Below are 24,031 nucleotides of genomic sequence, written 5' to 3' on the forward strand. Positions count from 1 at the left end.
ATGCGTGCATTTCTCGAATTCCACATCATCCAGAATTTCGCACCGTCCAATCTCAACCGCGACGATACCGGCGCGCCCAAGGATGCGATTTTTGGCGGCCATCGCCGTGCGCGGGTGAGCAGTCAATGCTTTAAGCGGGCTACTCGGTTGGCGGCAGCGGAATACGATCTCATCGATGAAGCTCATCGCGGCATACGCACCAAGCGGCTCAAGCGACTGCTGGTGGAGCGTCTGATCGACCGCGATCCGGAAGAAGCGGCGGGCAAGATCGAAAGCGCGCTGGCTGCGGCCGGTCTGAGTTTATCCAAAAAGGATAATGACAAGACCGAATATCTGCTGTTTCTCGGCGAAAAGGAGATTGCTGGATTCGCCGAGCTGGTTGACCAGCACTGGGACGAACTGACCGACGTTGATGCGAAGGCCAACAAAAAACAACGCAAGGCCGCGGCTCCGCCTGAAGTCACAAAAAAGGCCAAGGCGCTGCTGGACGGTGGCAAGGCGGTGGATATCGCGCTGTTCGGACGCATGCTCGCTGATTTACCGGCCGTGAATCAGGATGCGGCATGCCAAGTGGCGCACGCGATCAGCACCCATCGCGTTGAGCGCGAATTCGACTATTACACGGCAGTTGATGATCGCGGCCTGGAAGACGATACCGGCGCCGACATGATCGGTCAGATCGAATTCAACTCGGCTACCTTGTATCGCTATGCCGTGCTCGACATTCACAAGCTGCTCGGCAACCTCCAAGGAGATCGGGAGCTTGTCTTGTCAGCCGTAGAAGCGTTCACAACCGCGTTCGTGCGTGCCGTACCTAGCGGCAAGCAGAACACGTTCGCGGCTCATAACGCACCGGACTTCATCGGTGTGAGTTTGCGCCACGTCGCGCCCATGAGTCTCGCTAACGCGTTCGAAAAGCCGGTGACGGCAAATCTGCGAGAATCGCTTACTGAGCAATCGGTTCAGCGGTTGCAGGAAAGCGACAAGAAGCTGTCTGCCGTCTACAGCGATGGCCAGGACCAGTGGCTCTATCTGGATTTGACCGGGAAGTGGCAGGACACCGATCAAAGTGAAGCGTTACCGAACTTGGGGCAGCTCGCCCGACGCGTGCGCGAACTCACAGATGACGCGCTGGAGGCATAGTCGTGGCCACACTGCTTATGTGCCTGGCTGGTCCCATGCAATCATGGGGGACGACCAGTCGATTCGACGAGCGTGACACGCAGCTCGAACCCTCCAAGTCAGGTGTGCTCGGTCTGGTGTGCGCCGCACTTGGCCGCGATCGGGCAGAGCCGGTCGCTGATCTTGCGGCCTTGCGGATGGGAGTCCGGGTCGATCGCGAAGGTATTCCGATGCGCGACTATCAAACCGCTACGGGAGTGATCGCCTCATCCGGCAAGGCTGACGCCAGCCGAACCGTTGTCAGCCAGCGCTACTACTTGTCGGACGCCGTTTTTCTCGTCGCGCTCGAAGGTGATCGCGAGCTGTTGGCTCATATCCACGGAGCCCTGCGTACGCCGTACTGGCCTTTGTCGCTGGGCCGCAAGAGTTTTGTGCCGTCTCGTCCGGTATTCATGCCGGATGGTTTGCTCAATGGTGGTCTTTTGGATGCGCTGGGATCGACAGCGCTACTCACTGAGCATGACACGCGCCAGAAAACGCAACAGTGCCGCGTTGTCATCGAAGATACCGATGAAGGCACCGTTCGGGTCGATCAACCGATCGCGCCATTTTCCGAGCGCCAATTTGGCCCTCGTTTCGTCAAGACGTTGCAACTGATTCCAGGGGGTGGCGATGCATCTCACTCGACTCACGCTTGACCGGCGCAATGCGAGCGTCAGGCGGGATTTGACTGATGCTTATGATATGCATCGGTCGTTAGTACGAGCTTTCGTAGACGATCCTGATGCAAAACCTCCGCGCTTTTTGTGGCGACTGGAGCCCGATTCGGGCCGACGGGATCCCACGGTTGTTGTTCAGTCGCTTGCTCAGCCCGACTGGTCAGGATTCGAGACGTCCGGCTACCTGAAAGCACAGGTAGAGTCTAAAAATGTCGATATTGATCGAATTCTGACACAAGGAGGAAGATATCGATTCAGGCTGTTTGCCAATCCCACAGTAACGCAAGCGGGAAAAAGAGTCGGGCTTGCCAGTGAAGAGCAGCAGTGTCAGTGGCTTGGGCGGCAAGCCGCCCGCTCGGGCTTTAATGTGGAGACAGCGCTAGTGATGGCCACAGAAATGCTTGATGTCCGACGAGGTGATATTCGTTTGCGTCAGGCGTGGTTTGAAGGTGTGCTGACTACTCTTGATCCCGCCTCTTTCAAGAATGCCATTGAACAGGGAGTCGGGCCTGGCAAGGCTTTTGGGCTCGGCTTGCTAAGTATCTCTCCGCGATGATGGAAGCGTCATGAGCTTTATCCCCCTAAAACCCATCCCCTTGAAGGATCGCATGTCGATGATCTTCGTCGGCATGGGCCAGATCGACGTGCGCGACGGCGCGTTCGTCGTGGTCGACGAGGTCAACGGTGAGCGCATGCATATCCCGGTGGGCTCGGTGGCGTGTTTACTGCTGGAACCCGGCACGCGCGTCTCGCATGCAGCGGTCAAGCTGGCTGCCACGGTGGGCACGCTGCTGATCTGGGTGGGCGACGCGGGGGTAAGGCTCTACAGCGCCGGCCAGCCTGGTGGTGCGCGCTCGGATAAGCTGCTTTACCAGGCGCAGCTGGCGCTGGACGAAAGCCTGCGGCTCAAGGTCGTGCGCAAGATGTTCGAGCTGCGCTTTGGCGAGGAGCCACCTTCTCGGCGCAGTGTCGAACAGCTACGCGGCATCGAAGGCGCACGGGTACGCAAGACCTACCAGGTGCTGGCCAAACAGCACGGCCTGAAATGGCAGGGGCGGCGCTACGACCCGAAGCAGTGGGACTCTGCCGATGTGGCCAACCAGTGCCTCTCGGCCGCCACCGCCTGCCTCTACGGGATTACCGAAGCGGCTATTCTGGCCGCGGGCTACGCCCCGGCCATCGGCTTTTTGCATACCGGCAAGCCGTTGAGCTTCGTCTACGACATCGCCGATATCGTCAAATTCGAAACCGTGGTACCGGCCGCCTTCCGTGTCGCTGCCAAGAATCCGCCGATGCCGGAGCGCGAGGTACGCATTGCCTGCCGCGATGCCTTCAAGCAGACCCGGCTGCTCCAGCGCATCATTCCCATGATCGAAGAGGTGCTGGCAGCGGGCGAGATCGAACCGCCACCACCCCCGGCCGATGCCGTACCGCCGGCCATCCCCGAGCCGGCATCGATAGGCGATAGCGGTCATAGGAGTCATTAGTATGGCCATGCTCGTCGTCGTTACCGAAGCCGTGCCACCCCGCCTGCGTGGGCGGCTGGCCGTCTGGCTGCTGGAGATTCGCGCCGGTGTTTACGTCGGAGACGTCAGCAAGCGCATCCGCGAAATGATTTGGGAGCAGATCGAGGTGTTGGCCGAGGAGGGCGGCAACGTCGCCATGGCCTGGGCCAGCAACCACGAATCCGGCTTCGAGTTCCAGACCTTCGGCGATAACCGCCGCGTCCCCATTGACCATGACGGACTACGCTTGGTGCGGTTTTTACCGCCCATGGATAAGTAGCTGTTTTTGATGCTCTTTAATAATATAGAGCTGTTCAAAAAATGACCAAAATCGCTGGTGGATTTTCCGCTGGCGATTTTTCTTTTTTAAAACAACTGACTACAATTAGACCGTTCCCCGCAGGCGCGGGGATGAACCGCGACGTTTGAAGTATCTCTACTGAGGCATAATCCGTTCCCCGCAGGCGCGGGGATGAACCGCGTTAGGCACGAGCTCGTAATTGATCGACTCGCCCGTTCCCCGCAGGCGCGGGGATGAACCGTTCGTAAAAGTACCAGTAGCCGCCTTGATATTCCGTTCCCCGCAGGCGCGGGGATGAACCGTTATTTGGTATCGAGTCGATGATAGAGTTTGTCCGTTCCCCGCAGGCGCGGGGATGAACCGGAGCTGCTCATGACGTTCTTAACCGCATGCGTCCGTTCCCCGCAGGCGCGGGGATGAACCGTGGGCGATCTTTGGGCACAAGATGACCCACGCCCGTTCCCCGCAGGCGCGGGGATGAACCGAACGTTGGCAAGACCACCTAGTGGCTTCAGAGCCGTTCCCCGCAGGCGCGGGGATGAACCGGACGTACAGGAAAAGAGCTAACAGCTAAAAAACCGTTCCCCGCAGGCGCGGGGATGAACCGATTTACGAATCGCATTTCTAGACTTTTAAGTGCCGTTCCCCGCAGGCGCGGGGATGAACCGCTACGGCACGATTCAAATCAACACCATCAGACCCGTTCCCCGCAGGCGCGGGGATGAACCGAGGTACGGGTGGAAGCCGACCGACATAACTGCCCGTTCCCCGCAGGCGCGGGGATGAACCGGCGGCTTCATGAGCCAGGTGCCAACGGGCAGTCCGTTCCCCGCAGGCGCGGGGATGAACCGGAGAAAGCCATGAAGGCACTGGTGACATACCACCGTTCCCCGCAGGCGCGGGGATGAACCGCCAACGATGCGAGAGTCAGTGCTACCGCCCGGCCGTTCCCCGCAGGCGCGGGGATGAACCGATCAGCGAACCACAAAATCGCAATCGGACACGCCGTTCCCCGCAGGCGCGGGGATGAACCGAGCGCGATGCAGCCCTACTACATCGTGGTTAGCCCGTTCCCCGCAGGCGCGGGGATGAACCGACAACATGACGATTAACACTGTGACGGACGACCCGTTCCCCGCAGGCGCGGGGATGAACCGCCATTATTATCGACCACGTCGGCAATTACATGCCGTTCCCCGCAGGCGCGGGGATGAACCGACGGGTATCGACTATTTGAGCGAATATGAAATCCGTTCCCCGCAGGCGCGGGGATGAACCGATACCAGCGACACCGCCAGTGCTATTCCTGTTCCGTTCCCCGCAGGCGCGGGGATGAACCGTCGACGCCGAGTACGAACGCCAGCGCCGAGCCCCGTTCCCCGCAGGCGCGGGGATGAACCGCGGCGGCTGAGGATCGATTCCTGGAGCGCGGTCCGTTCCCCGCAGGCGCGGGGATGAACCGTGTATGCAGCCGTTGTAGGCACGGGGGCAGCGACCGTTCCCCGCAGGCGCGGGGATGAACCGTAACCGGCCGAGGTTCCTACCCGCTTGGCGTACCGTTCCCCGCAGGCGCGGGGATGAACCGGCATTATCCAAATAACAAGCTGAATGACTACCCCGTTCCCCGCAGGCGCGGGGATGAACCGGGACCAGTTCGACAATAGCGGCGCTCGCAGCGCCGTTCCCCGCAGGCGCGGGGATGAACCGCAGCGCGTGCGATGGGCTTTCCTGAACAAGAACCGTTCCCCGCAGGCGCGGGGATGAACCTGCTTGAGGCTACGCCGGGCCTACTTGAGCTAGCCGTTCCCCGCAGGCGCGGGGATGAACCGCAATGCTTGGCGTGTTGCTGCCGCCAAATAATCCGTTCCCCGCAGGCGCGGGGATGAACCGCCGAGAAGATCCGCGAGCGCGAGCTAGCCGCCCCGTTCCCCGCAGGCGCGGGGATGAACCGGTATCGCGGCTCAGGTTTCAGATGTAGAGCAGCCGTTCCCCGCAGGCGCGGGGATGAACCGGTCTTGGGCACTTATCTGGACAAGAACTTCAACCGTTCCCCGCAGGCGCGGGGATGAACCGTTCAAACACTTTACGATGTTCCGTGAACTTCGCCGTTCCCCGCAGGCGCGGGGATGAACCGTTATTATCCCACGCCATGATGTTTGGAGAACCCCGTTCCCCGCAGGCGCGGGGATGAACCGATCATAATTGTCTCCTTTTTTCATCAAACCGGCCGTTCCCCGCAGGCGCGGGGATGAACCGATGAATACTTGGCCAGCATTCAGCGGGTACTGCCGTTCCCCGCAGGCGCGGGGATGAACCGGCAAAAGAACGCTCCCTTGCCGCAGACGCCAACCGTTCCCCGCAGGCGCGGGGATGAACCGGCGCACGCTCGATACGCGTACAACGCCGGCTCCCGTTCCCCGCAGGCGCGGGGATGAACCGAGTATCCATAGCGCGGGTGGGTAGTGGTTGGGCCGTTCCCCGCAGGCGCGGGGATGAACCGCCATTCTTCGCTGACCGTTGGGCGCAGCGATCCCGTTCCCCGCAGGCGCGGGGATGAACCGCTCATTTACTGTAATTTGTCCGTCGATCATTTCCGTTCCCCGCAGGCGCGGGGATGAACCGACACACGCGTAGACGTTACAATGCGCTCACAACCGTTCCCCGCAGGCGCGGGGATGAACCGCGTCTAAGAGCATTAAGAGCCGATGGTTTATCCCGTTCCCCGCAGGCGCGGGGATGAACCGGGCGTATAAACGTCGGGCAGGAGGTTCCTGTTCCGTTCCCCGCAGGCGCGGGGATGAACCGGAACTCATTACGCAGTCGCCGTCGCTTTTTTCCCGTTCCCCGCAGGCGCGGGGATGAACCGCATCTGTGCAATGCTGCCGGTCATCGGGTCTACCGTTCCCCGCAGGCGCGGGGATGAACCGTGGTGACTGGAGGGAAATTTCTTCCTATGAAACCGTTCCCCGCAGGCGCGGGGATGAACCGAACATGCGGTCCAGCTTCTCGGCATGCGCCTGCCGTTCCCCGCAGGCGCGGGGATGAACCGGCATGCGCGAGCCGTCATTGAATGACCAGAATCCGTTCCCCGCAGGCGCGGGGATGAACCGGCCACTACCTCTGGTGCTGCTACGCCATCGTTCCGTTCCCCGCAGGCGCGGGGATGAACCGGGCAAGGTAGCCCGTCAGCACCGCCAGGGTACCCGTTCCCCGCAGGCGCGGGGATGAACCGTGCGAACTCCTTGATTTCTCCTTCATTATCTTCCGTTCCCCGCAGGCGCGGGGATGAACCGTATCGCTTTACTCTGGCACAAGCTGGGTGTTTCCGTTCCCCGCAGGCGCGGGGATGAACCGGCCGAGAAGACGAACCGCCGCAACCAGATTCACCGTTCCCCGCAGGCGCGGGGATGAACCGTCTTTTACCCCTGATATGCTTTCGTTGCCGGTCCGTTCCCCGCAGGCGCGGGGATGAACCGGCCATGGCCGAGTTTGTGCGCGGTGAGTTGGACCGTTCCCCGCAGGCGCGGGGATGAACCGGCCTTGCCGTTGTCGATCTCGTCGTGACAAGACCGTTCCCCGCAGGCGCGGGGATGAACCGTCGAACTGCTATTGAGGAGTTAGGCGCCGCTGCCGTTCCCCGCAGGCGCGGGGATGAACCGATCGTGCCTTGTGGTCATGAGGTCGATGACCGCCGTTCCCCACAGGCGCGGGGATGAACCGCATATATTCATTTTGCATGGTTCTTCTATACCGCCGTTCCCCACAGGCGCGGGGATGAACCGCGAGAGGTGTTCGAGCTGGTCCGGGGCCAACTCCGTTCCCCACAGGCGCGGGGATGAACCGAGCTGAAAGAAAAGCACGACGTTGAGCTGAAACCGTTCCCCACAGGCGCGGGGATGAACCGATAGAGTGGGACAATTTAAAATTGGCGAATATCCGTTCCCCACAGGCGCGGGGATGAACCGCCGCGCGGGAGTAAATTATAATGGCTGTAATGCCGTTCCCCACAGGCGCGGGGATGAACCGGTATCGCCGTCATATACGCTCGTCACTTCGTCCCGTTCCCCACAGGCGCGGGGATGAACCGGCGATCACACCGAGAACCCTGGGGCGAGGGAGCCGTTCCCCACAGGCGCGGGGATGAACCGGAAGAAATTGAGTTTGCAGTGAAAACATCATCCCGTTCCCCACAGGCGCGGGGATGAACCGGACATGCGCCTCAACGCCCAGGCGGCAGCCATCCGTTCCCCACAGGCGCGGGGATGAACCGAATACAATTTCATCGCCATCCATTGGCCTTGACCGTTCCCCGCAGGCGCGGGGATGAACCGATGCAGAGCTAGTTTCGTGTGGTCAGTGCGGACCGTTCCCCGCAGGCGCGGGGATGAACCGCCCCTATATCCCCGGGCCTAAAACTGTAAAAACCGTTCCCCGCAGGCGCGGGGATGAACCGCCATCCGAACGGTACCGGTGGCTGTAATATCGCCGTTCCCCGCAGGCGCGGGGATGAACCGCCACGGCTCGGCGCGGCTGTATGGCTCACCGTCCGTTCCCCGCAGGCGCGGGGATGAACCGAAAAATGCAAATCCATAAGAAACTTTCATTTACCCGTTCCCCGCAGGCGCGGGGATGAACCGTGCTCTTGAATCGGCTGGAACCACTGACGGCACCGTTCCCCGCAGGCGCGGGGATGAACCGGAACGACATTGCTGTTCTCAGGCCGCCTACTGCCGTTCCCCGCAGGCGCGGGGATGAACCGATTTTCACCGGCGATGCATACGTCGACACGCTCCGTTCCCCGCAGGCGCGGGGATGAACCGTTCGAGTAACGAAGACCCCTTGATCCCCGGTGCCGTTCCCCGCAGGCGCGGGGATGAACCGCAACACTACCAGTCTGCGCTTGGTCGCGAAGCCCGTTCCCCGCAGGCGCGGGGATGAACCGGGCTATTCATGGGGCACGCCCACGGATGCCCTCCGTTCCCCGCAGGCGCGGGGATGAACCGATGCTAATATTTGGCGCGAGGCCCGTTGCAAGCCGTTCCCCGCAGGCGCGGGGATGAACCGGCGCGGGCTGGGTTCATGTCCGTTCGTCCTTTCCGTTCCCCGCAGGCGCGGGGATGAACCGAACCGGCCGTCGTGCAGATGGACTCGGCATCACCGTTCCCCGCCGGAGCGGGGGCGAATCGCTCTGAAACAAACAGCCAAACCGGGATAGCCACGTGACAGGCGACCAGGCAATGCGTTATGAAGTAGCCAGCACGTTTGAGCACTTGTCGAAAAACGTTATTCAAGACTAACCACAAACAGGAGGTGGATATGACGTTACGCACACTAAGCTGGTTGACCGCCGCGACGCTGACGGTTTCCGCCGGCTTTGCCGCCGCGCAGATGAATGAGGCCTCTTCGGCGGGCCATGAATTGCCGGAAGAGGTAGCCGCGCTGGTGGGTGAGGCCTGTGGGCCGATCGACCCCGCCCGGGGAATTGCGCCGCAGCATCACGAAATCGAGGATGATCTGGTCAGTGGCGATCTGTGGCTGGTGCCGTGCAACGCCGGTGCCTACCAGACCACTTATGAGGCGATCTATCAGGCCGAGGACGCCGACCCGCGCAAGCTGCTCTTCGCCCAGTGGCGTAACGGCAGTTGGACCGGCACCGATCAACTTTTCGACCCAACGTTCGATGCCGATACCGCGGTGCTGAGTGATCAGTACAAGGACCGCGGCGCTGGCGGCTGTGGCGGTGCACGCACCTGGCAGTGGCAGGGCGCCGATTTTCACCTCACCGAATACCGCGCCGCCGAAGCCTGCGACGAACCCGTCGAGGAGTACCCGGTTATCTTTGAGGCCGAGTAACGGTTTATCCGGCGCCTGTCGCTTGGCGCAGGCGTTGAACGTCGCACCTCAATACCCGCCTCGGCCGAAGGCGGGTTTCATTCAATTTTTTAATAACTAAAGTCGAATTAACTCGAAATGTAAGCGATTGCCTACGCGCTATGTAAGCGATCGCTTAAAAACTCTTTGTATCTTGCTTTTAAGCATCGCTCCTGTAGTTTTTGCTAATCCTGAGAGCAGGAAAATATCGCGCGGTGCGCCTGCTCTCGCTGACTCTCACTATCGCGCAGGGCGTTCGCTGCGAGCGCCATCCTGACCCGGCTTTCAAGGAATAGAAGGCGCATGCCTTTATTTATCTCGATCATTTCGACCTTCCCGACGGTGATTTTCACCATTCTGCTCAGCGTGGCCGTCATCTACTGGCTGATCTCGCTGTCTGGCATGACCGGTGACGACCTGGGCGATATGGACGGCGCCGATGGCTCCGTGGACGCCGGCGGCCTGCTGGCGACCCTGGGCCTCAAGGGCGTACCACTTCCGCTGGCCTTTACCCTGGTCGTGCTGTTTGGCTGGCTGTTTAGCTATTTCGCCGAGCTCTTGGTGGGGGAGTACGTCACTGCCGGGCTTTTATACGGGCTCTTTAGCCTGGTCGTGCTGGTCCTCGGGTTCTTCGTGGGTATCTTCATTACCTCCTGGCTGATCAAGCCACTGCGCCCGCTCTTCAAGCCCGCGCTGCATCTGCCTACCGAGCAGCGCCTGGCCGGCACGCTTTGTACGATCCGCTCCGGCAGCGTCGACAGAGCCCGCGGGCGCGCCGACGCCTATATCGACGGCGACCATCTCATCCTTCAAGTACGCAGCGACAAACCGCTGGTACGGGGGGACCGTGCGATTTTGATTAACTACCTGGCCGATGAAGACGCCTACTGGGTCATCCCGGAAGACGAGTTCAACGCCGGCTCGAACGACTGACACCCTCGTTAACAGGAGAAAATGAATGGACTTTTCGTGGCTCATGCCAACGCTTTTTTTTATTGGCATCGTGGTGGTTCTTTTGTTGGCGATTTTATCGCTCATCAAGGCGTTCTATCGCAAGATCGACCAGGGCCAGGCGCTGATCGTCAACGACCTGGCGACCACGCCGAAGGTCTATTTCACGGGGGCGATGGTACTGCCGGTGATTCACCGCGCCGAAACCATGCAGATCTCGGTCATTACCCTCGAGCTCAACCGGACGGGCAAAGAGGGCTTGATTTGCCGGGATAACCTGCGCGCCGACATCAGCGTAGCCTTCTACCTGCGCGTTAACGCGACCGCCGAAGACGTGCTGCGGGTGGCCAAGTCCGTGGGCGTGAACCGCGCCTCGGACCGCGACGCCGTCAACGAGCTTTTTAACGCCAAGTTCAGCGAGGCACTGAAGACCGTCGGTAAGAAGATGGAATTCATGCAGCTGTTCGACGAGCGCCAGCAGTTCCGCGACGCCATCGTCGAAACCATCGGTCAGGATCTTAACGGCTACGTGCTCGAAGACGTGGCGATCGACTACTTGGAGCAGACGCCCAAGAGCTCGCTCGACCCGAACAACATTCTTGATTCCGAAGGTATCAAGTGCATCACTGAGATCACCGCGAAGCACAATGTCGAGACCAATCGGCTCGAGCGCGATCAGGATCTCGAGGTGCAGCGCAAGAACGTCTCGGCGCGGGAAGCGGCGCTCGAGCTAGAGCGCACCCAGGCCGACGCCGAGGCGCGCCAGCGCCGCGAGATCGAAAGCCTACGCTCGCGCGAAGAGTCCGAAGCCGAGCAGGTCAGCCAGCAGGAGCGCTCCAAGAGCGAAGCCGCTCGCATCAAGACCGATGAAGAGCTGGCGATTGCTGACGAGAACATGCAGCGCCAGATCGAGATGGCGACCAAGGCCCGCGAGCGCGCCGTCCAGATCGAAGAAGTGCGTATTCGCCAGGCCAAGGAGCTCGAGGACGTCAACCGCGAGCGTGCGGTCGAGATCGAACGGATCGGAATGGAGAAAGCGCTGGAAGAAGAGCGCAAGGACATTGCCGAGATTACCAGCCAGCGCATCGCCGTCGAGCGCAGCGTGGCCGAAGAAGAAGAGAACATCAACGATGTTCGCAACCGCTCCGAAGCCGAGCGTAAGAAAGTCACTCGCCTGACCGCCGCCCAGGCCGAGGCCGAAGAAAGCAAACTCAAGGAAGTGCGCGCCGCCGAAGCGGTCTTCGAGCGCTCCAAGCTCGAAGCCGAAGAAACCGTCATCCGCGCTCAGGCCGAGCTGGATTCCGCCGAGAAGCGTGCCGCCGCCGAGGAGAAGCAGGCGCGTGGTCATCAGGCACTGGCCGCGGCGGATGGTCTGGCCGAAGCCCAGGTGCTGGAAGCGCGGGCCCACGCCCAGCGCAGCGAGGGCTTGGCCCAGGCGGAAGTCAAAACCGCCAATGCCAAGGCCGACGAAGATGCCGGCATGGCCGAGGTGCGCGTGCTCGAACAGCGCCTGGAAGCCGAAGCCATGGGCGAAGAGAAGCTGGGCACCGCCAAGGCCCAGGCCCGCGAGGCGATGGCCAAGGCCGAGGCCAACGGCCTGGTCGAGAAGCTGCGCGCCTACGACAACATGTCCGAAGAAGCGCGCAACTTCGAAGAGTTCCGCATGAACCTGGAGGTTCACGAGAAGGAAGTGATGGCCCAGATCGAGGCGCACCGTGTCGGTATGCTGGAAAACGGCAAGGTCATGGCCGCTGCTCTGCAAAACGCCAAGTTCGAGCTGATCGGCGGCGACGGCGACATCTTCGAGAAGTTCGCCACCGGTATCGGTTACGGCAAGTCCATTCAGGGCGTGCTCGACAAATCGCCGGCGCTGCAGGCCACCCTTGCAGGCTTGGCCGATCGCGCCCTGGGCGCGAAAAAGTCGTCCGAAACGGTTTAACCGCCGCCTTGTAGCGCCTTTGAAAGACCGCAGGTGTTCGCCACGTGCGGTCTTTTTTGTTTTGTCGTGAGCCCTTGTCTCGCGAGCACTCATTCAGGATGGACACGATGTCGAAGGACACTGGATCAAGCGATACTACGTCGAAGGACGCCGTCGAGAACCTCGTCAGGGAGAGCTCGGCCTTCGAGACCATTCAGCGCCGGCTGACCACCCAGTCAAGCGAGCTGGGCGCGTCGGTGACGCGTTTGAACGACGCGCGCGCCGAGGTTTTCGGCACCAGCAACATGGCGCTGTTGGGCCGCGCCCGGGTGCGTACCGAGAACAACGCCATCGCCCGCGACATGGTGCGTATCGGCGGCCAGATTCTGTTCGGCTTCAATGTTCAGCTAGGGCTTCGCAAGGCGCTCGAGGCAAGCGACGTCTTCGCGCTTTATCATCTCAAGGATGACGACGACGGGCTCGAACTCACCGAAAGCACGTTGGCCGAAAGCTTTCTAACCGACGAGCAGTTCGTCCGTGACTTTCGCGAGCTACAGCAGTATTACAGCAACGCCACGCTTTCGCAGATGGCCACGTTAAGCGGCAAGCTGCTGGTGGCGTTTCAGATCGGCGAAAAGCTCACCGACCTGCGGGTTTTCCGTTGGGAACTCAGTGCCCAGGGCGAGGTAAGCCGCTATATCGACAACCGCGGCGAGCGCGACCTGGTCTTTCCCGAGCGCTTCGCTTTCGCCTGGCAAAGCGCCGGGCGCGACATGCAGGAGCAGGGCCGTGCGCCGCACCTGAATATTCTCGATACGGTGTTCGTCGACAACCTGGGCGGCAACATCACGTTCAAGATCGAGAACAACACCAAAAGCGGCGAAGGGATCTTCAGTGACCCGGTCGATTCGGACTCCCAGTCGCTGGACGACGCCACCTTCGAGTACGCCGACCTGGGCGCGGTGCTGCTGGTGCGCATTCTGCCCTTCAACGAAGCCGAATGGCGTTACTACCTGTTCAATCGCGGCGAGCAGCACGTCAAACGCATCGACGCCATGGCGGGCTCGGTGGTCGAGCTTCCGGAAAACCACGGCATCATCTTTCCCACCGGGTGCTACCTCAACAATGGCGAGCTGACCACGTTCGAGGTGCCCGAAGAGGATCTGCGCTTCAAGCGCGTCGTGCGCTCGCCCAACGGCGAGGACGTGCTCTACGTGTTCTACGCCGTGAGTACCGGGCAGGTCGTGCTGTACCGCTACAACCTGATTCGCAAAGAGGTCGACACGCCCATGGTCGGCCACGGCGCCGCGGTGCTCGAAAACGGGCACCTGGCGATTTTCTACGCCGAGGACGAGCCGACCCTGGTGCACCCCATCCAAGTGTGGGCGACGCCGTTCATGTCCGAAGGCTTTCACGCCCAGGAGGCGGTGCGCAACGACACGCCCATGGGGCGGATCGGCAACCCGGAGCTGGTGCGCGGCATCGCCGAGCTCAACAGCATCGTGCAACTGGCCGGCGACGGTCAGGCCAACGAGCGCCACTTCAACGCCATCATCCGCCGGGTGGACCGCACGCTGAACCAGTTCTACTGGATGGGCGAGGAGGACTTTTCCGCCATTCACGCCGTGCTCGAACAGCTCAAGCACACCGCCGAGCTGATGCTCGACGAGTACGAGAAAGTACAGGCGATCCGCGCGCAGACCGCCGAGGCCCTGAATGAGCTCGAAAAGGCCCAGTCGGCGCTTCTGCGCGAGCTCAAGCCGAGTAGCTGGAAAACGCCGGATCTGTTCGTCACCTACCTGAAAAAGCTGCGCGATCACCGCGGGCGGCTGATGGCGCTGGGCGAGCGGCGCTATCTCGACACGGCGCGGCTGGCCGAGCTCGAACAGGCGCTGGATAAAGCCGAAGCGTCGCTGACTGAGCAGACGTTTTCGTTTCTCGCAACGCCCGAGGCGCTCGAGGGGTATCGCGCCACCCTCGACGAGATCAAAACCGCGGTCAGCGAAGCGGAAAACCGCAAGGCGCTGGCGGAGTGTGTCGAGCGCTACCGTGAGCTGACCGCCGGGCTCGACATGATCCAGGGGCTGCTCTCGTCGATGCCCGGCGGCGACGCCCAGGAGCAGACGCGCATTACCGAGAATATCTCGAGCATCTACGCCAGCATCAACCAACAGCGCTCGAAGGCCGAAATCCGCCTGCGCGAGCAGGGCAGCGCCGAGGCCCAGGCCCAGTTCGCCGCCCAGATTCGCCTGTTCGAGCAGAGCCTGGCCAACGGCGTGGGCGCCCTTCGCGAGCCGGACGACTGCGACCAGCTGATGACGCGCATCCTCGACCAGCTGCAGGAGCTTGAGAGCCAGTTCGGCGAATATGACGAATTTTTGACCACGATCCTCGAGCAGCGTGAAAGCGCCCACGAGAGCATCGAAAGCCGCCGCCAGCAGCTCCAGGACGAGCGCCAGCGCCGCGTTACCACCCTGACCGACGCCAGCCGGCGCATTCTCGACAACGTCGTCCAGCGCACCGAGCGCTTCGAAACCCTCGAGGAGCTGCACAGCTTCTTCGCCGCTGACGCCATGGTGGGCAAGGTGCGCAGCATGGTGGAGGAGCTGCGCGGCTTTGGCGCCAACCTGGAGGCCGACGACATCGGCGGGCGCCTGCGCGCCTCCCAGGACGCGGCGCTGCGCAGCGTGCGCGACCGCGCCGATATCTTCGAATCCGGCGGCAACGTGATTCGCCTGGGCCCGCGCCACCGCTTCAGCGTCAACCAGCAGCATCTGGATTTGACCCTGGTGCCGCGGGACGAGCGCATCATGCTGCACCTGACCGGCACCCAGTATTACGAGCCGCTGACGGATGAGCGCCTGAGTGCGCTTAGCGGCTACTGGACCATGTCGCTGCCTTCCGAAAGCCGCCAGGTCTACCGGGCGGAGTACCTGGCCTACCGCTTCATGGAGGAACTGGCTAAGCCCGACGCCGCGCCCATTAACGTGGAAGACACCGAGGCGCTGCAGCGCGAGATCGCCACGTTTGCCTCGCCGCGTTACCGGGAAGGCTACGAGAAGGGCATCCACGACCACGACGCCGCCTTGATCGTGCGCACGCTGTGGCCTGCCCGCCAGAGCGCCGGGCTGCTCGGCTTCGGGCCGCTGCCGCGGGGGTTGGCCATGCTGTTCTGGGCGGATCGCTTGAGTGACGACGAGGCCGCGCGCAACCTGCGCGCGCGCTGCCTGTCCGCGGGGATTTTGAGCCGCATCATGCAAAGCGAAGACCTGCTGCGCGCGCTGATCGACGAGATCGCGCCAAAGCTAAGCGCCTTTGTTGAGCACCATGCGCTCCCGGGCGGGCCCGCCGAGCGCGACAGCGCCGCGGAGTTTCTGGTGCGCCAGCTTGCCGAGGAAGGCGAAGCGTTCTCGACCACGCAATACGCCGCGGCCCTCACCAAGGGCTTTATCGAGACCATGCAGCGCCAGGGGCACTACGCCCATTTTCAGGAGGCGCTGGCGGTGGTCAAAGGCCAGCCCGGCGCGCGCTGGACGATTACGTCCCACTGGCTCCAGGCCCACGCCCGCCAGGCCGGCCAGCAAGGCGTGCTGCACTATTTGCCCGAAGCCATTGCGCTGCTCAACACCGCCCAGCGGCTGACGACGAGTGCCCACAGCGTCGAGCTCGCCTTCACCGTCGAGGGGCTGATTGGCCAGCACGAACGTTTGGATCAGCAAAGCCTTGCGCTGCAGCTCGACGACTTCCAACAGCGGCTGCGTCACCACGAGCACGTGGTGATTCGCGACTGGACACAGCTTCAGGAGCGCCGCCAGATCATTCTGCGCGAGCAGCGCGAACGCTTGAGACTCGAAGAGTACCTGCCCAAGCCGCTGAACTCTTTCGTGCGCAACAAGCTGATTACAGAGAGCTACCTGCCCATCATCGGCGACAACCTCGCCAAGCAGATGGGCACCGTCGGTGAGTCGCGCAGCACCGATAACAGCGGCCTGTTAATGATGATCTCGCCGCCGGGTTACGGCAAAACGACGCTGATGGAGTATGTGGCCAACCGGCTTGGGCTAATTTTTATGAAGATCAACTGCCCAAGCCTTGGCCACGACGTGACGTCGCTGGACCCGGAGTCCGCCACCCACTCCACTGCGCGGGCCGAATTGATCAAGCTGAACCTGGCCTTCGAGATGGGCAACAACGTCATGCTCTATCTCGATGACATTCAGCACACGCACCCGGAGTTTTTGCAGAAGTTCATCTCGCTGTGCGACGGCAGCCGGCGAGTCGACGGCATCTGGAACGGGCGCACCCAAACCTACGACATGCGCGGCAAGCGTTTCTGCATCGCCATGGCGGGTAACCCCTACACCGAAAGCGGCGACGTCTTCAAGGTGCCGGACATGCTCGCCAACCGCGCCGATGTCTACAACCTGGGCGACGTATTGAGCGGCATGGAAGAGGTGTTCGCGCTCTCCTATATCGAAAACTCGATGAGCGCCAACACGGTGCTGGCGCCGCTTTCTACCCGCGGGCTAGACGACTTCTACCGCTTCGTCGACCAGGCCCAGGGGCGCGAGGTGCCCAGCACCGACTTCGAGCACGACTACAGCGGCGCAGAGCGCGAAGAGATCCTGGCCGTGCTCAAGAACATGTTCAAGGTGCGCGAGGTGGTTCTGCGGGTCAATCAGCAGTACATTGCCTCCAGCGCCCAGGCCGATGAGTACCGCACCGAGCCGCCGTTTCGCCTCCAAGGCAGCTACCGCAACATGAACCGCCTGGCGGAGAAGATATCGCCCATCCTCAGCGACGCCGAGCTCGAGGCGATCATCGACGACCACTACGTGGGCGAAGCGCAGCTTCTCACCCAGGGCGCGGAAGAGAACCTGCTCAAACTCAAGGAGCTGCGCGGCACGCTAAGCGAGGACGAAAAAGCGCGCTGGGACGAGATCAAGCGCGAGTTCAAGCGCCGCCAGCTCACCGGCGGCGACGAAGAAACCGGCGCGTTGGTGGTGCGCCAACTGAGTTTGATCGCCGAAGGGGTGGGTCAGTGGGGCAAGACGCGCCAGGACGAAGGCTGAGTCGGCCTTCGATGACCTACCGAGTGCGACAGCCAAAAACACGCTTTTTTAAGGAGTTCGACCATGAGTGGCAAGCCAGCAGCACGTGTGACCGACGACACCGCGTGCCCGATCCCCGGGCACGGAACCAACCCGCTGGTCGAGGGCTCCCCCGACGTGTTTCACGACGGATTGTCCGCGGCACGGCTCGGCGACAAGTCGGCCTGTGGAAGCCCCATCACCGGGACCGTTTCCTCCACGGTATTCATCAACGGCAAGCCCGCCGCCGTTCTCAGTAGCGTCGGCGCCCACGGCAATACCGTGATCGAAGGCTCGGGCACGGTCATTATTGGCGATGTTTGAAGTCGGGCCGCGTTGTCGCGGCTTCGCGGGTACGCCGGCCGGCTTACCCGCGCTACGGGGTCGTGCTGTCCTGACTCCCTGGAACTCGCTTCTCTTGCTATTCGACGGCGGAAAATGGGTTCTCGGCCATCAGGAACGCCCGCAGGTCCGGCTTTTGCGGGTGCTCGTGAAGCCACTGGCGAATCGCTAGCGCCTTCTCGTAATCTTCATCGCCAAACTTCTGGCGGTAGAGGTCGGCGAAGGTGTCGCTGGTTCGCTCTTCGCGAATGCGCTGCTGCCAGTGATCGGTGAGAATGGCGTTCAGGTTGCCGGCCAGGCCTTCCGCTACCAGCATTTCCCACTCGCCCCGATTGAGCCAGACCCCGCCGACCCGCGCGCTGTAGTCCAAGCGGTGGCTGTGGTCCTTGCTGATACGAAACTTGCTCATGATGCCGCCGGTGACCGGGCAGATCATCGCGCCCACGGTGTCTTCGGCATCGATGTTTTCGATGTGGTCATCGTCGAACACGTGCTCGGGGTGGCGCTCTTTCCAGCTGATATAGTCTTCGATCAAGAGCCAGTTGCCGCCGCAATTTTCGCAGGTATGACAGCGAAAGAGCGAGTCGAGAAAACTGGGAACGAGTTTGCCTTCCTGGCAGGCTGTACACTTCATGGAGCGCTTCCTTGAATAGATAAATGTTCGACACATGCATGTCGAACCAACGGACGATGCCCGGCCATGTTTGGCGGGCTCCCAGGCACTCCGGTTAGCCTACTCCAACGGCTTCTAATATACAAAACGGCAAAGAAAGCTTTGGTCGCGAGAGGGCTCAAGGCTGTTGCTGTACAGGGTGTGAGAAGGCGTCTGGCTAATCATCCACCGCTTGGAGTTGACGTTAGTGGCTATTCGGGTAATCGTCACAGCGTCTTCACCCGGTGGGGGCGTGCTTTTTTAGGTCACTGAATGGAAAGGGACGTGTATCGCGTGGCGAGAACCCAGGATGAAATTCGGCAAACCAACGTCAAGAACATTCTCGAGGCGGCGGAGCAGCTGTTTGCGGAAAAGGGCTACGCCGGAGCCTCCATGGCCGAGATCGCCGCCCGGGCGGGGCTGCCCAAGTCCAATGTGCACTACTACTTTGCCACCAAGGAGGCGCTCTATCAGGAGGTGCTGCTGGCCCTGTTAGCGCTTTGGAAACAGGATGCGCTCTGCTTCGAGCTCTACGATGACCCCCGCGTAGTACTTTCGAGCTACATTCGCGCCAAGATGAACCACTCGCGCTATCGCCCCCAGGGCTCGAAAGTATGGGCGGCGGAGGTGATGCAGGGGGCGCCGATTCTCAAGGAGCGCCTGCGCGAGAACCTGTTCGATTGGGCCAAGCTCAAAGAGGCCAAGATCGCCGAATGGGTGGCCTCCAAGCAAATCGCGCCGGTCGACCCTTCTCACTTGCTCTATATGATTTGGGCCACCACCCAGCACTACGCCGACTTCGACTACCAGGTCGAACTGCTCAACGACGACCAGCCACTTAGCGACATGCAATTCGAGAAAGCGGTGCAGTCGGTGACCTCGATCGTGCTGCGCGGTATCGGGCTCTCGGTGTAGCCACCGCCCGGGGCGTGCTTTCCACTTCTGAAAAACGGCTTTGAAAGGTTGGCGCTACAGACCGGCAGGCGGGCCGGGTACGCTACGTCTCCTGACCCTAAAGGAGAACGACATGACGGCTTACTATCTATGCGCGCGTATCCGCGCCACCGACTTCCAGCGCCTCGATGAAACCCGGGAACGACTTCTGCAGCTGGAGGCGGCGACCCAAAATGAGCCCGCCTGCCATCAGTTTCAGGTGCTGGAAGATAGCGCGCGGGCCGGGGATTTTTTGCTCTGGGAGTGCTGGGAAGGCAAGGCGGGGCTAAAGGCCCACTACGAGGCGCCGCACACCCAAGCGCTGCTGGAAGCGAAGCTCACCGAGATCATCGAGATTACCGAGCTGGCGCCGCCAAGCGCCGGCCGCGCCGCTTAAAGCCGCAGGTTATCCTGGCGCACATCGAGCTGCGCCAGACGCTGCTTCAATAAACCGGGAAAGCGGGTATACCAGGTCTGGTTGAGCGGGGAGGGGTGGGGCAGCGGATGAAGCGTGACGCTGCGCGCCTTGCCGTTACCGTCTTCGAGGGTGACGTCGATACTGCTCTCGAAGCGGTCGTCACGTTTCCAGAACGCCTCGAGCCGGGCGCGCTCTTCCTTAGAACGATTAATCCCGAACCACAAAAACGCCTCGCGCCCCAGGGTGATCAAATCCTGGCCTTGCCAGTCTGCAACTACTACCTCGCTGATCAAGGGGTGGAAGCGGCGCTTGACCTTCATCGACCACGCCTTATTGCCGATAGGCTTATAGGGCACGGTGTTGATCCAGAAAAAGTGCTCGCCCACCGCGCGGGAGGCCTCGAAATTCGGCATTTCTTCGCCGTAAAGGCGCTGATAAAGCGCTTTTCTCACCAGTTGGCCGCCGGCGCCGATGAAGGGGTCGCCATGGCGGACCTCGTCCCGGCCCGGGTCGCGGCCGAAAAAGCCGACCCGCAGATTGGGCTCGCCCAGGCCGATGATCGGTTTAAGCGGGTCGCGCTCGAAGCGCGCGTACACCTCGAGATCGATCCCGTCGGTCTCGGCGGCCAGGGCTTCGAAGTGCTCGATTTGGCGCGGCGTGAGGGACATCGTTTACTCGAACCACTCCTGGGCGGTGCGCCACACGCACATGCCCACGAAGTAGATCGAGGATACCGCGAGCCCCACCAGCGCCCAGCCTGCGTGTTGCGGGCTTGAAAGCACCAGTGCGGTGGCGCACACGCACCATAAAAGCGTGATGGCGATATTGACCGGCATGAACCGGCGCACCCGGAAGGGGTGGAGAAACTTCATCTTGGTAACGGTGAGCACGGCCAGAAAGATGATGCCGGCAAAGGTGACCCAAGCGTGGAAGCCGAGAATATAGAAGTAGACCGCGGCGATATTCCAGGCAGCGGGAAAGCCGACGAAGTAGTTATCCTGGCTTTTCATGTCCACGTTGCAAAAGCAGAACATCGACGAGAGCAGGATGGTGAACACCGCCAGCAGCTCGAACCCGGCGGGCAGGTCGATGAAGTAGTAGATGAAAAGCGCAGGAATGAACGCCCAGGTCAGGTAATCGATGACCATGTCCAGGGTGGAGCCGTCGAAGTGCGGGAGGATCGTTTTGACCTCGTACTTGCGCGCTAGCGTGCCGTCGAAACCGTCGATCATCATCGCCGCGCCTAGCCACAAAAGGCAGGCCACCGGGTTGTCATCGACCAGCGCCAGAAGCGCCATGGTGCCCAGCAGCACACCGCTGGCCGTTAACACGTGCACGCTCCACGCCTTGTATCGTGATGCGTGTGAGGGGGCGGGTGAAGAGAGCGGTTGAACCACGTTAACCTCATGGGGAACGCCGTGTTCCCGGACTGTTGGGTGTATAGATGTGCGTTTAAAGCGCTACCCTACTACAAGACGCTACATCGGGAATACGTGACCCGATGGCGTTCTTTTGGTCGCGGGCGCTTTGAAGACGCCAGGCTGCTTTAATGAAGATAGCTGAAACATTGAAGCCGCGGGCGTTTAAGATGCCTGCCGCATTAGCCGGTGGCGCCGTTTGACGGGTCGCGCGTTACTTCGAGCCACGCCTGGCTGAGCCAGCGGCCGGCGCGGGAGAGTTCGTCCTCACTCGCTCCGGCGTAGCCCAGCACCAACCCGGCACGCTGGGGCTGGCCCATATAGTAGCGGGAAAGCGGTGACAGCGTCACCTCGGCCTTTCGCGCCCTATCGACGAGCGCGCGCTCTTGCTGCACGTTTTCAAGCTCGGAGACCAGGTGCATACCGGCATGGCCGGACGACAGGGTCAGCCCGGCTTCGACTGCCGGTGCCAGCGCCCGGCGCTGACGATAGCAGCTTCGCATTCGTCCGATATGGCGGGAAAAATCCCCCTTCGTGATGAACTCGGCCAGTGCCGCCTGCAGCGGGTAGTGCCCCTCTCGGTGAAGGCGGGCGTTGGCCAGCCGGAAGGTGTCCGCCAGCGCCTCGGGCAGCACGATATAACCCAGGCGAAGCCCGGGGTAGAGCACCTTGCTGAACGTGCCGATGTAAATGACCCGCGCCGTCTCCGACAACCCCTGAAGCGAAGGCGCCGGCGCAATATCGTAGCGAAACTCGCTGTCGTAGTCGTCCTCGACCAGCCAGGCATCCTGGGCGGCGGCCTGCTCCAAGAGCGCCAAGCGCCTGGGCACCGGCATGGTCACCCCGGTGGGGTACTGATGCGAAGGCGTGACGTAAATAAGCCGTGGCGGCTTGGAGCTTGGCGGGCAGCGCGCCGGGTTTAGGCCGTTGTCATCCACCGGCACGGGGATCAGGTCGAGCCCGGCGGCCAGAAAACTGGTTTGGGCGCCGCCGTAGCCCGGCTCCTCCATCCATACGCTGTCGCCGGGGTCGGTCAAGAGCTGGGTGATGAGTTCGAACGCCTGCTGGGCGCCCTGGGTAATCACGATCTGCGCCGGGTGGCAGCGCACCGCGCGGGAGAGCGTCAGATACTCGCACAGCGCCTCTTTTAAAGCGGGCAGGCCACCTTGCGTTTGATAGCCAAGCCACTGGCTATCGGCTTGGCGGTAGTGGCGGCGTAAAAGGCGCTGCCACTGGGCGTGGGGGAAAAGATCGAGCCCCGGAACGCCCGGGGCAAACGCCAGGTGCTCTTCGCTTAGCGTGGCGCAGCGCTTCATCAGCGCCTGGCCCCGTTGGGACGGGCTGAACGAGGCGGGCGGCGGCGGCGCATTAGGGGCAGTGAAGGCGGGCAGCTCGGCAACGTAAAGCCCCGCGCCCTTTTTCGAGACCACCAGACCCTCGGCCACCAGCCGCTCCAACGCGGCGAGTACCGTATTGCGGCCAAGCGCTAGTCCGCCTGCCAGCCGCCGCGACGAAGGCAAACGGCTGCCGGCGCCCAGCTCGCCGCGCTGTATCCAGTCGCGAAGCGTGGTGTAGAGCTGGCGGTTTAGCGGCGTGGCGGTGTGCGGGGCGACCCGCAGTGCTAGGGCATCGATGATCCAATCACTGGCGGTAGCGCGCTGGCTCACTGGTTCCCCCGATATTGCAAAAAGTGGCTCTTACCAAGGGGCCACTATAGCGCGAGACTGAATCGGCCAACAGCCAGTCAAGAGGAAAAGCCCATGACGATCAGAGCCGCCGTAATGAACGATCTCGAAGCGTTGACCGTGCTGCTGGATGCGTACCGTCAGTTCTACCAGCAGCCCGGCGATGTAAGCGCCGCCCGCCATTTTCTGGAACAGCGCTTCGGGCTGGGGGATTCGTTCATTTTGGTCAGCGAAGACGCACGCGGTGAACTCGACGGGTTCGTGCAGATGTTTCCCGGGCTCTCCACCGTCGGCCTGAACGCCCGCTGGACGCTGAACGACCTTTACGTCGCCCCAAACGCCCGCCAGCGAGGGGCCGGCCGGGCGCTAATGGAGGCTGCGGCATCGCTTGCCCACGAGCACGGCGTGGCACGGCTAGTGCTGATGACCCAGGTCGAAAACGAACCGGCCCAGCGCCTTTACGAAATACTGGGCTGGCAGCGCAACACGGCCTTCTACAGCTACCTGTTGAATACCTGATAAAGGAGCCTTTCGTGACCGACACACCTTCTTCCGCGGTGCTCGCCTTCCCGCCGGCGGCTCCTTCCGATATGGCCAAAGCGATGTACGACAAGCTCTGCTACCACACCGATGCCTGGGACTTGGCCCAGGATCTCGCCAACGACGTCGAGGAGGTCGTGGTGTTCGACACGCGAAGTGTCGAGCACTACTGCGCCGGGCACATTCCCGGAGCGGTGAGTTTTCCCCACCGGGAAATGACGCCCGAGCGACTTGCCGCGCTCGACCCCTCGAAAGTGTACGTCACCTACTGCGACGGCATTGGTTGTAACGGCTCGACCAAGGGCGCGTGGAAGCTGGCAAGTGCCGGCTTTCATGTAAAGGAGCTTTTAGGCGGGCTGGATTTCTGGCGCCGGGACGCGCACCCGGTGCAGGAAGGGGGAAGAGCGGGGGCGTCTTTTGAAAGCGCCGCTTGCGGAGTGTGGCTGTTAGGGAAGATGGCGAACCACTCTTCGCTCTTTATTAGACAGGCAGCTCCAGTAGTGTGGGCTGCCTGTGGGCGTCATCTAGGCAATTGGAATTGATAGCTTTTGTCAGCGTTTCGAACG

Annotated in this window: 18 protein-coding genes and 1 CRISPR repeat array; of the genes, 14 read left to right on the forward strand and 4 right to left on the reverse strand. The window is 61.8% G+C overall.

The window, feature by feature from the left end:
* The 10 genes from cas7e (at position 1) to ACWFVE_RS01985 (ending at position 17,801) form a co-directional block, all read left to right on the forward strand.
* Entirely contained in the window at positions 1–1,143 is a 1,143-nt protein-coding gene (cas7e, locus tag ACWFVE_RS01940) for a type I-E CRISPR-associated protein Cas7/Cse4/CasC (RefSeq protein ID WP_447527614.1), read from the forward strand.
* A 2-nt stretch (positions 1,144–1,145) separates the two neighbouring features.
* Positions 1,146–1,820, forward strand: a complete 675-nt coding sequence (gene cas5e, locus ACWFVE_RS01945) for a type I-E CRISPR-associated protein Cas5/CasD (protein ID WP_447527615.1) — start codon at positions 1,146–1,148, stop codon at positions 1,818–1,820.
* Positions 1,821–1,848: 28 nt separating this feature from the next.
* On the forward strand, positions 1,849–2,397 hold the full coding sequence (gene cas6e, locus ACWFVE_RS01950) for a type I-E CRISPR-associated protein Cas6/Cse3/CasE (RefSeq protein WP_447527616.1): 549 nt from the start codon (positions 1,849–1,851) through the stop codon (positions 2,395–2,397).
* 10 nt (positions 2,398–2,407) lie between these two features.
* Positions 2,408–3,328 (forward strand): type I-E CRISPR-associated endonuclease Cas1e, encoded by a 921-nt coding sequence (gene cas1e, locus ACWFVE_RS01955; protein ID WP_447527617.1) that lies wholly within the window; start codon positions 2,408–2,410, stop codon positions 3,326–3,328.
* Position 3,329: 1 nt separating this feature from the next.
* Positions 3,330–3,626, forward strand: a complete 297-nt coding sequence (gene cas2e, locus ACWFVE_RS01960; RefSeq protein WP_106375122.1) for a type I-E CRISPR-associated endoribonuclease Cas2e — start codon at positions 3,330–3,332, stop codon at positions 3,624–3,626.
* Positions 3,627–3,736: 110 nt separating this feature from the next.
* Positions 3,737–8,833: a CRISPR direct-repeat array (repeat unit 29 nt; unit sequence CCGTTCCCCGCAGGCGCGGGGATGAACCG).
* Between the two features lie 130 nt (positions 8,834–8,963).
* A complete protein-coding gene (locus ACWFVE_RS01965) occupies positions 8,964–9,500 on the forward strand; it encodes a DUF1176 domain-containing protein (RefSeq protein WP_447527618.1) in 537 nt (178 codons plus the stop codon).
* Positions 9,501–9,821: 321 nt separating this feature from the next.
* The gene (locus ACWFVE_RS01970; RefSeq protein ID WP_447527619.1) at positions 9,822–10,451 is read left to right on the forward strand and encodes a hypothetical protein; all 630 of its coding nucleotides are present in this window, start codon (positions 9,822–9,824) and stop codon (positions 10,449–10,451) included.
* Positions 10,452–10,476: 25 nt separating this feature from the next.
* The gene (locus tag ACWFVE_RS01975) at positions 10,477–12,408 is read left to right on the forward strand and encodes an SPFH domain-containing protein (protein WP_447527620.1); all 1,932 of its coding nucleotides are present in this window, start codon (positions 10,477–10,479) and stop codon (positions 12,406–12,408) included.
* Positions 12,409–12,515: 107 nt separating this feature from the next.
* Positions 12,516–17,459, forward strand: a complete 4,944-nt coding sequence (locus ACWFVE_RS01980) for a DNA repair ATPase (protein WP_447527621.1) — start codon at positions 12,516–12,518, stop codon at positions 17,457–17,459.
* Between the two features lie 63 nt (positions 17,460–17,522).
* The gene (locus tag ACWFVE_RS01985) at positions 17,523–17,801 is read left to right on the forward strand and encodes a PAAR domain-containing protein (RefSeq protein ID WP_447527622.1); all 279 of its coding nucleotides are present in this window, start codon (positions 17,523–17,525) and stop codon (positions 17,799–17,801) included.
* A 97-nt stretch (positions 17,802–17,898) separates the two neighbouring features.
* On the opposite strand, the gene ACWFVE_RS01990 is transcribed toward ACWFVE_RS01985, so the two are convergent.
* Positions 17,899–18,453, reverse strand: a complete 555-nt coding sequence (locus ACWFVE_RS01990) for a zf-TFIIB domain-containing protein (protein WP_447527623.1) — start codon at positions 18,451–18,453, stop codon at positions 17,899–17,901.
* 312 nt (positions 18,454–18,765) lie between these two features.
* Between ACWFVE_RS01990 and ACWFVE_RS01995 the strand changes: the two genes are divergently transcribed.
* Positions 18,766–19,386, forward strand: coding sequence for a TetR family transcriptional regulator C-terminal domain-containing protein (locus ACWFVE_RS01995; RefSeq protein ID WP_447527624.1), 621 nt, complete (start codon positions 18,766–18,768; stop codon positions 19,384–19,386).
* A gap of 112 nt (positions 19,387–19,498) precedes the next feature.
* A complete protein-coding gene (locus ACWFVE_RS02000) occupies positions 19,499–19,801 on the forward strand; it encodes a putative quinol monooxygenase (RefSeq protein WP_447527625.1) in 303 nt (100 codons plus the stop codon).
* Here the strand turns inward: ACWFVE_RS02000 and ACWFVE_RS02005 are convergent.
* The 3 genes from ACWFVE_RS02005 to pdxR all read right to left on the reverse strand — a co-directional run bounded on the left by ACWFVE_RS02005 (position 19,798) and on the right by pdxR (position 22,907).
* Positions 19,798–20,490, reverse strand: coding sequence for a uracil-DNA glycosylase family protein (locus ACWFVE_RS02005; RefSeq protein WP_447527626.1), 693 nt, complete (start codon positions 20,488–20,490; stop codon positions 19,798–19,800). The genes ACWFVE_RS02000 and ACWFVE_RS02005 overlap by 4 nt on opposite strands.
* A 3-nt stretch (positions 20,491–20,493) precedes the next feature.
* A complete protein-coding gene (gene pcsA, locus ACWFVE_RS02010) occupies positions 20,494–21,219 on the reverse strand; it encodes a phosphatidylcholine synthase (RefSeq protein ID WP_447527627.1) in 726 nt (241 codons plus the stop codon).
* Positions 21,220–21,422: 203 nt separating this feature from the next.
* Positions 21,423–22,907 (reverse strand): MocR-like pyridoxine biosynthesis transcription factor PdxR, encoded by a 1,485-nt coding sequence (pdxR, locus tag ACWFVE_RS02015; protein WP_447527628.1) that lies wholly within the window; start codon positions 22,905–22,907, stop codon positions 21,423–21,425.
* 93 nt (positions 22,908–23,000) lie between these two features.
* Here pdxR and ACWFVE_RS02020 point away from each other — a divergent pair, with 93 nt between their 5' ends.
* The gene (locus ACWFVE_RS02020) at positions 23,001–23,444 is read left to right on the forward strand and encodes an N-acetyltransferase family protein (RefSeq protein ID WP_447527629.1); all 444 of its coding nucleotides are present in this window, start codon (positions 23,001–23,003) and stop codon (positions 23,442–23,444) included.
* A gap of 14 nt (positions 23,445–23,458) precedes the next feature.
* Positions 23,459–24,007 (forward strand): rhodanese-like domain-containing protein, encoded by a 549-nt coding sequence (locus tag ACWFVE_RS02025; protein ID WP_447527630.1) that lies wholly within the window; start codon positions 23,459–23,461, stop codon positions 24,005–24,007.
* Positions 24,008–24,031 lie beyond the last annotated feature (24 nt).

It is taken from the genome of Vreelandella mediterranea, from assembly GCF_970647075.1.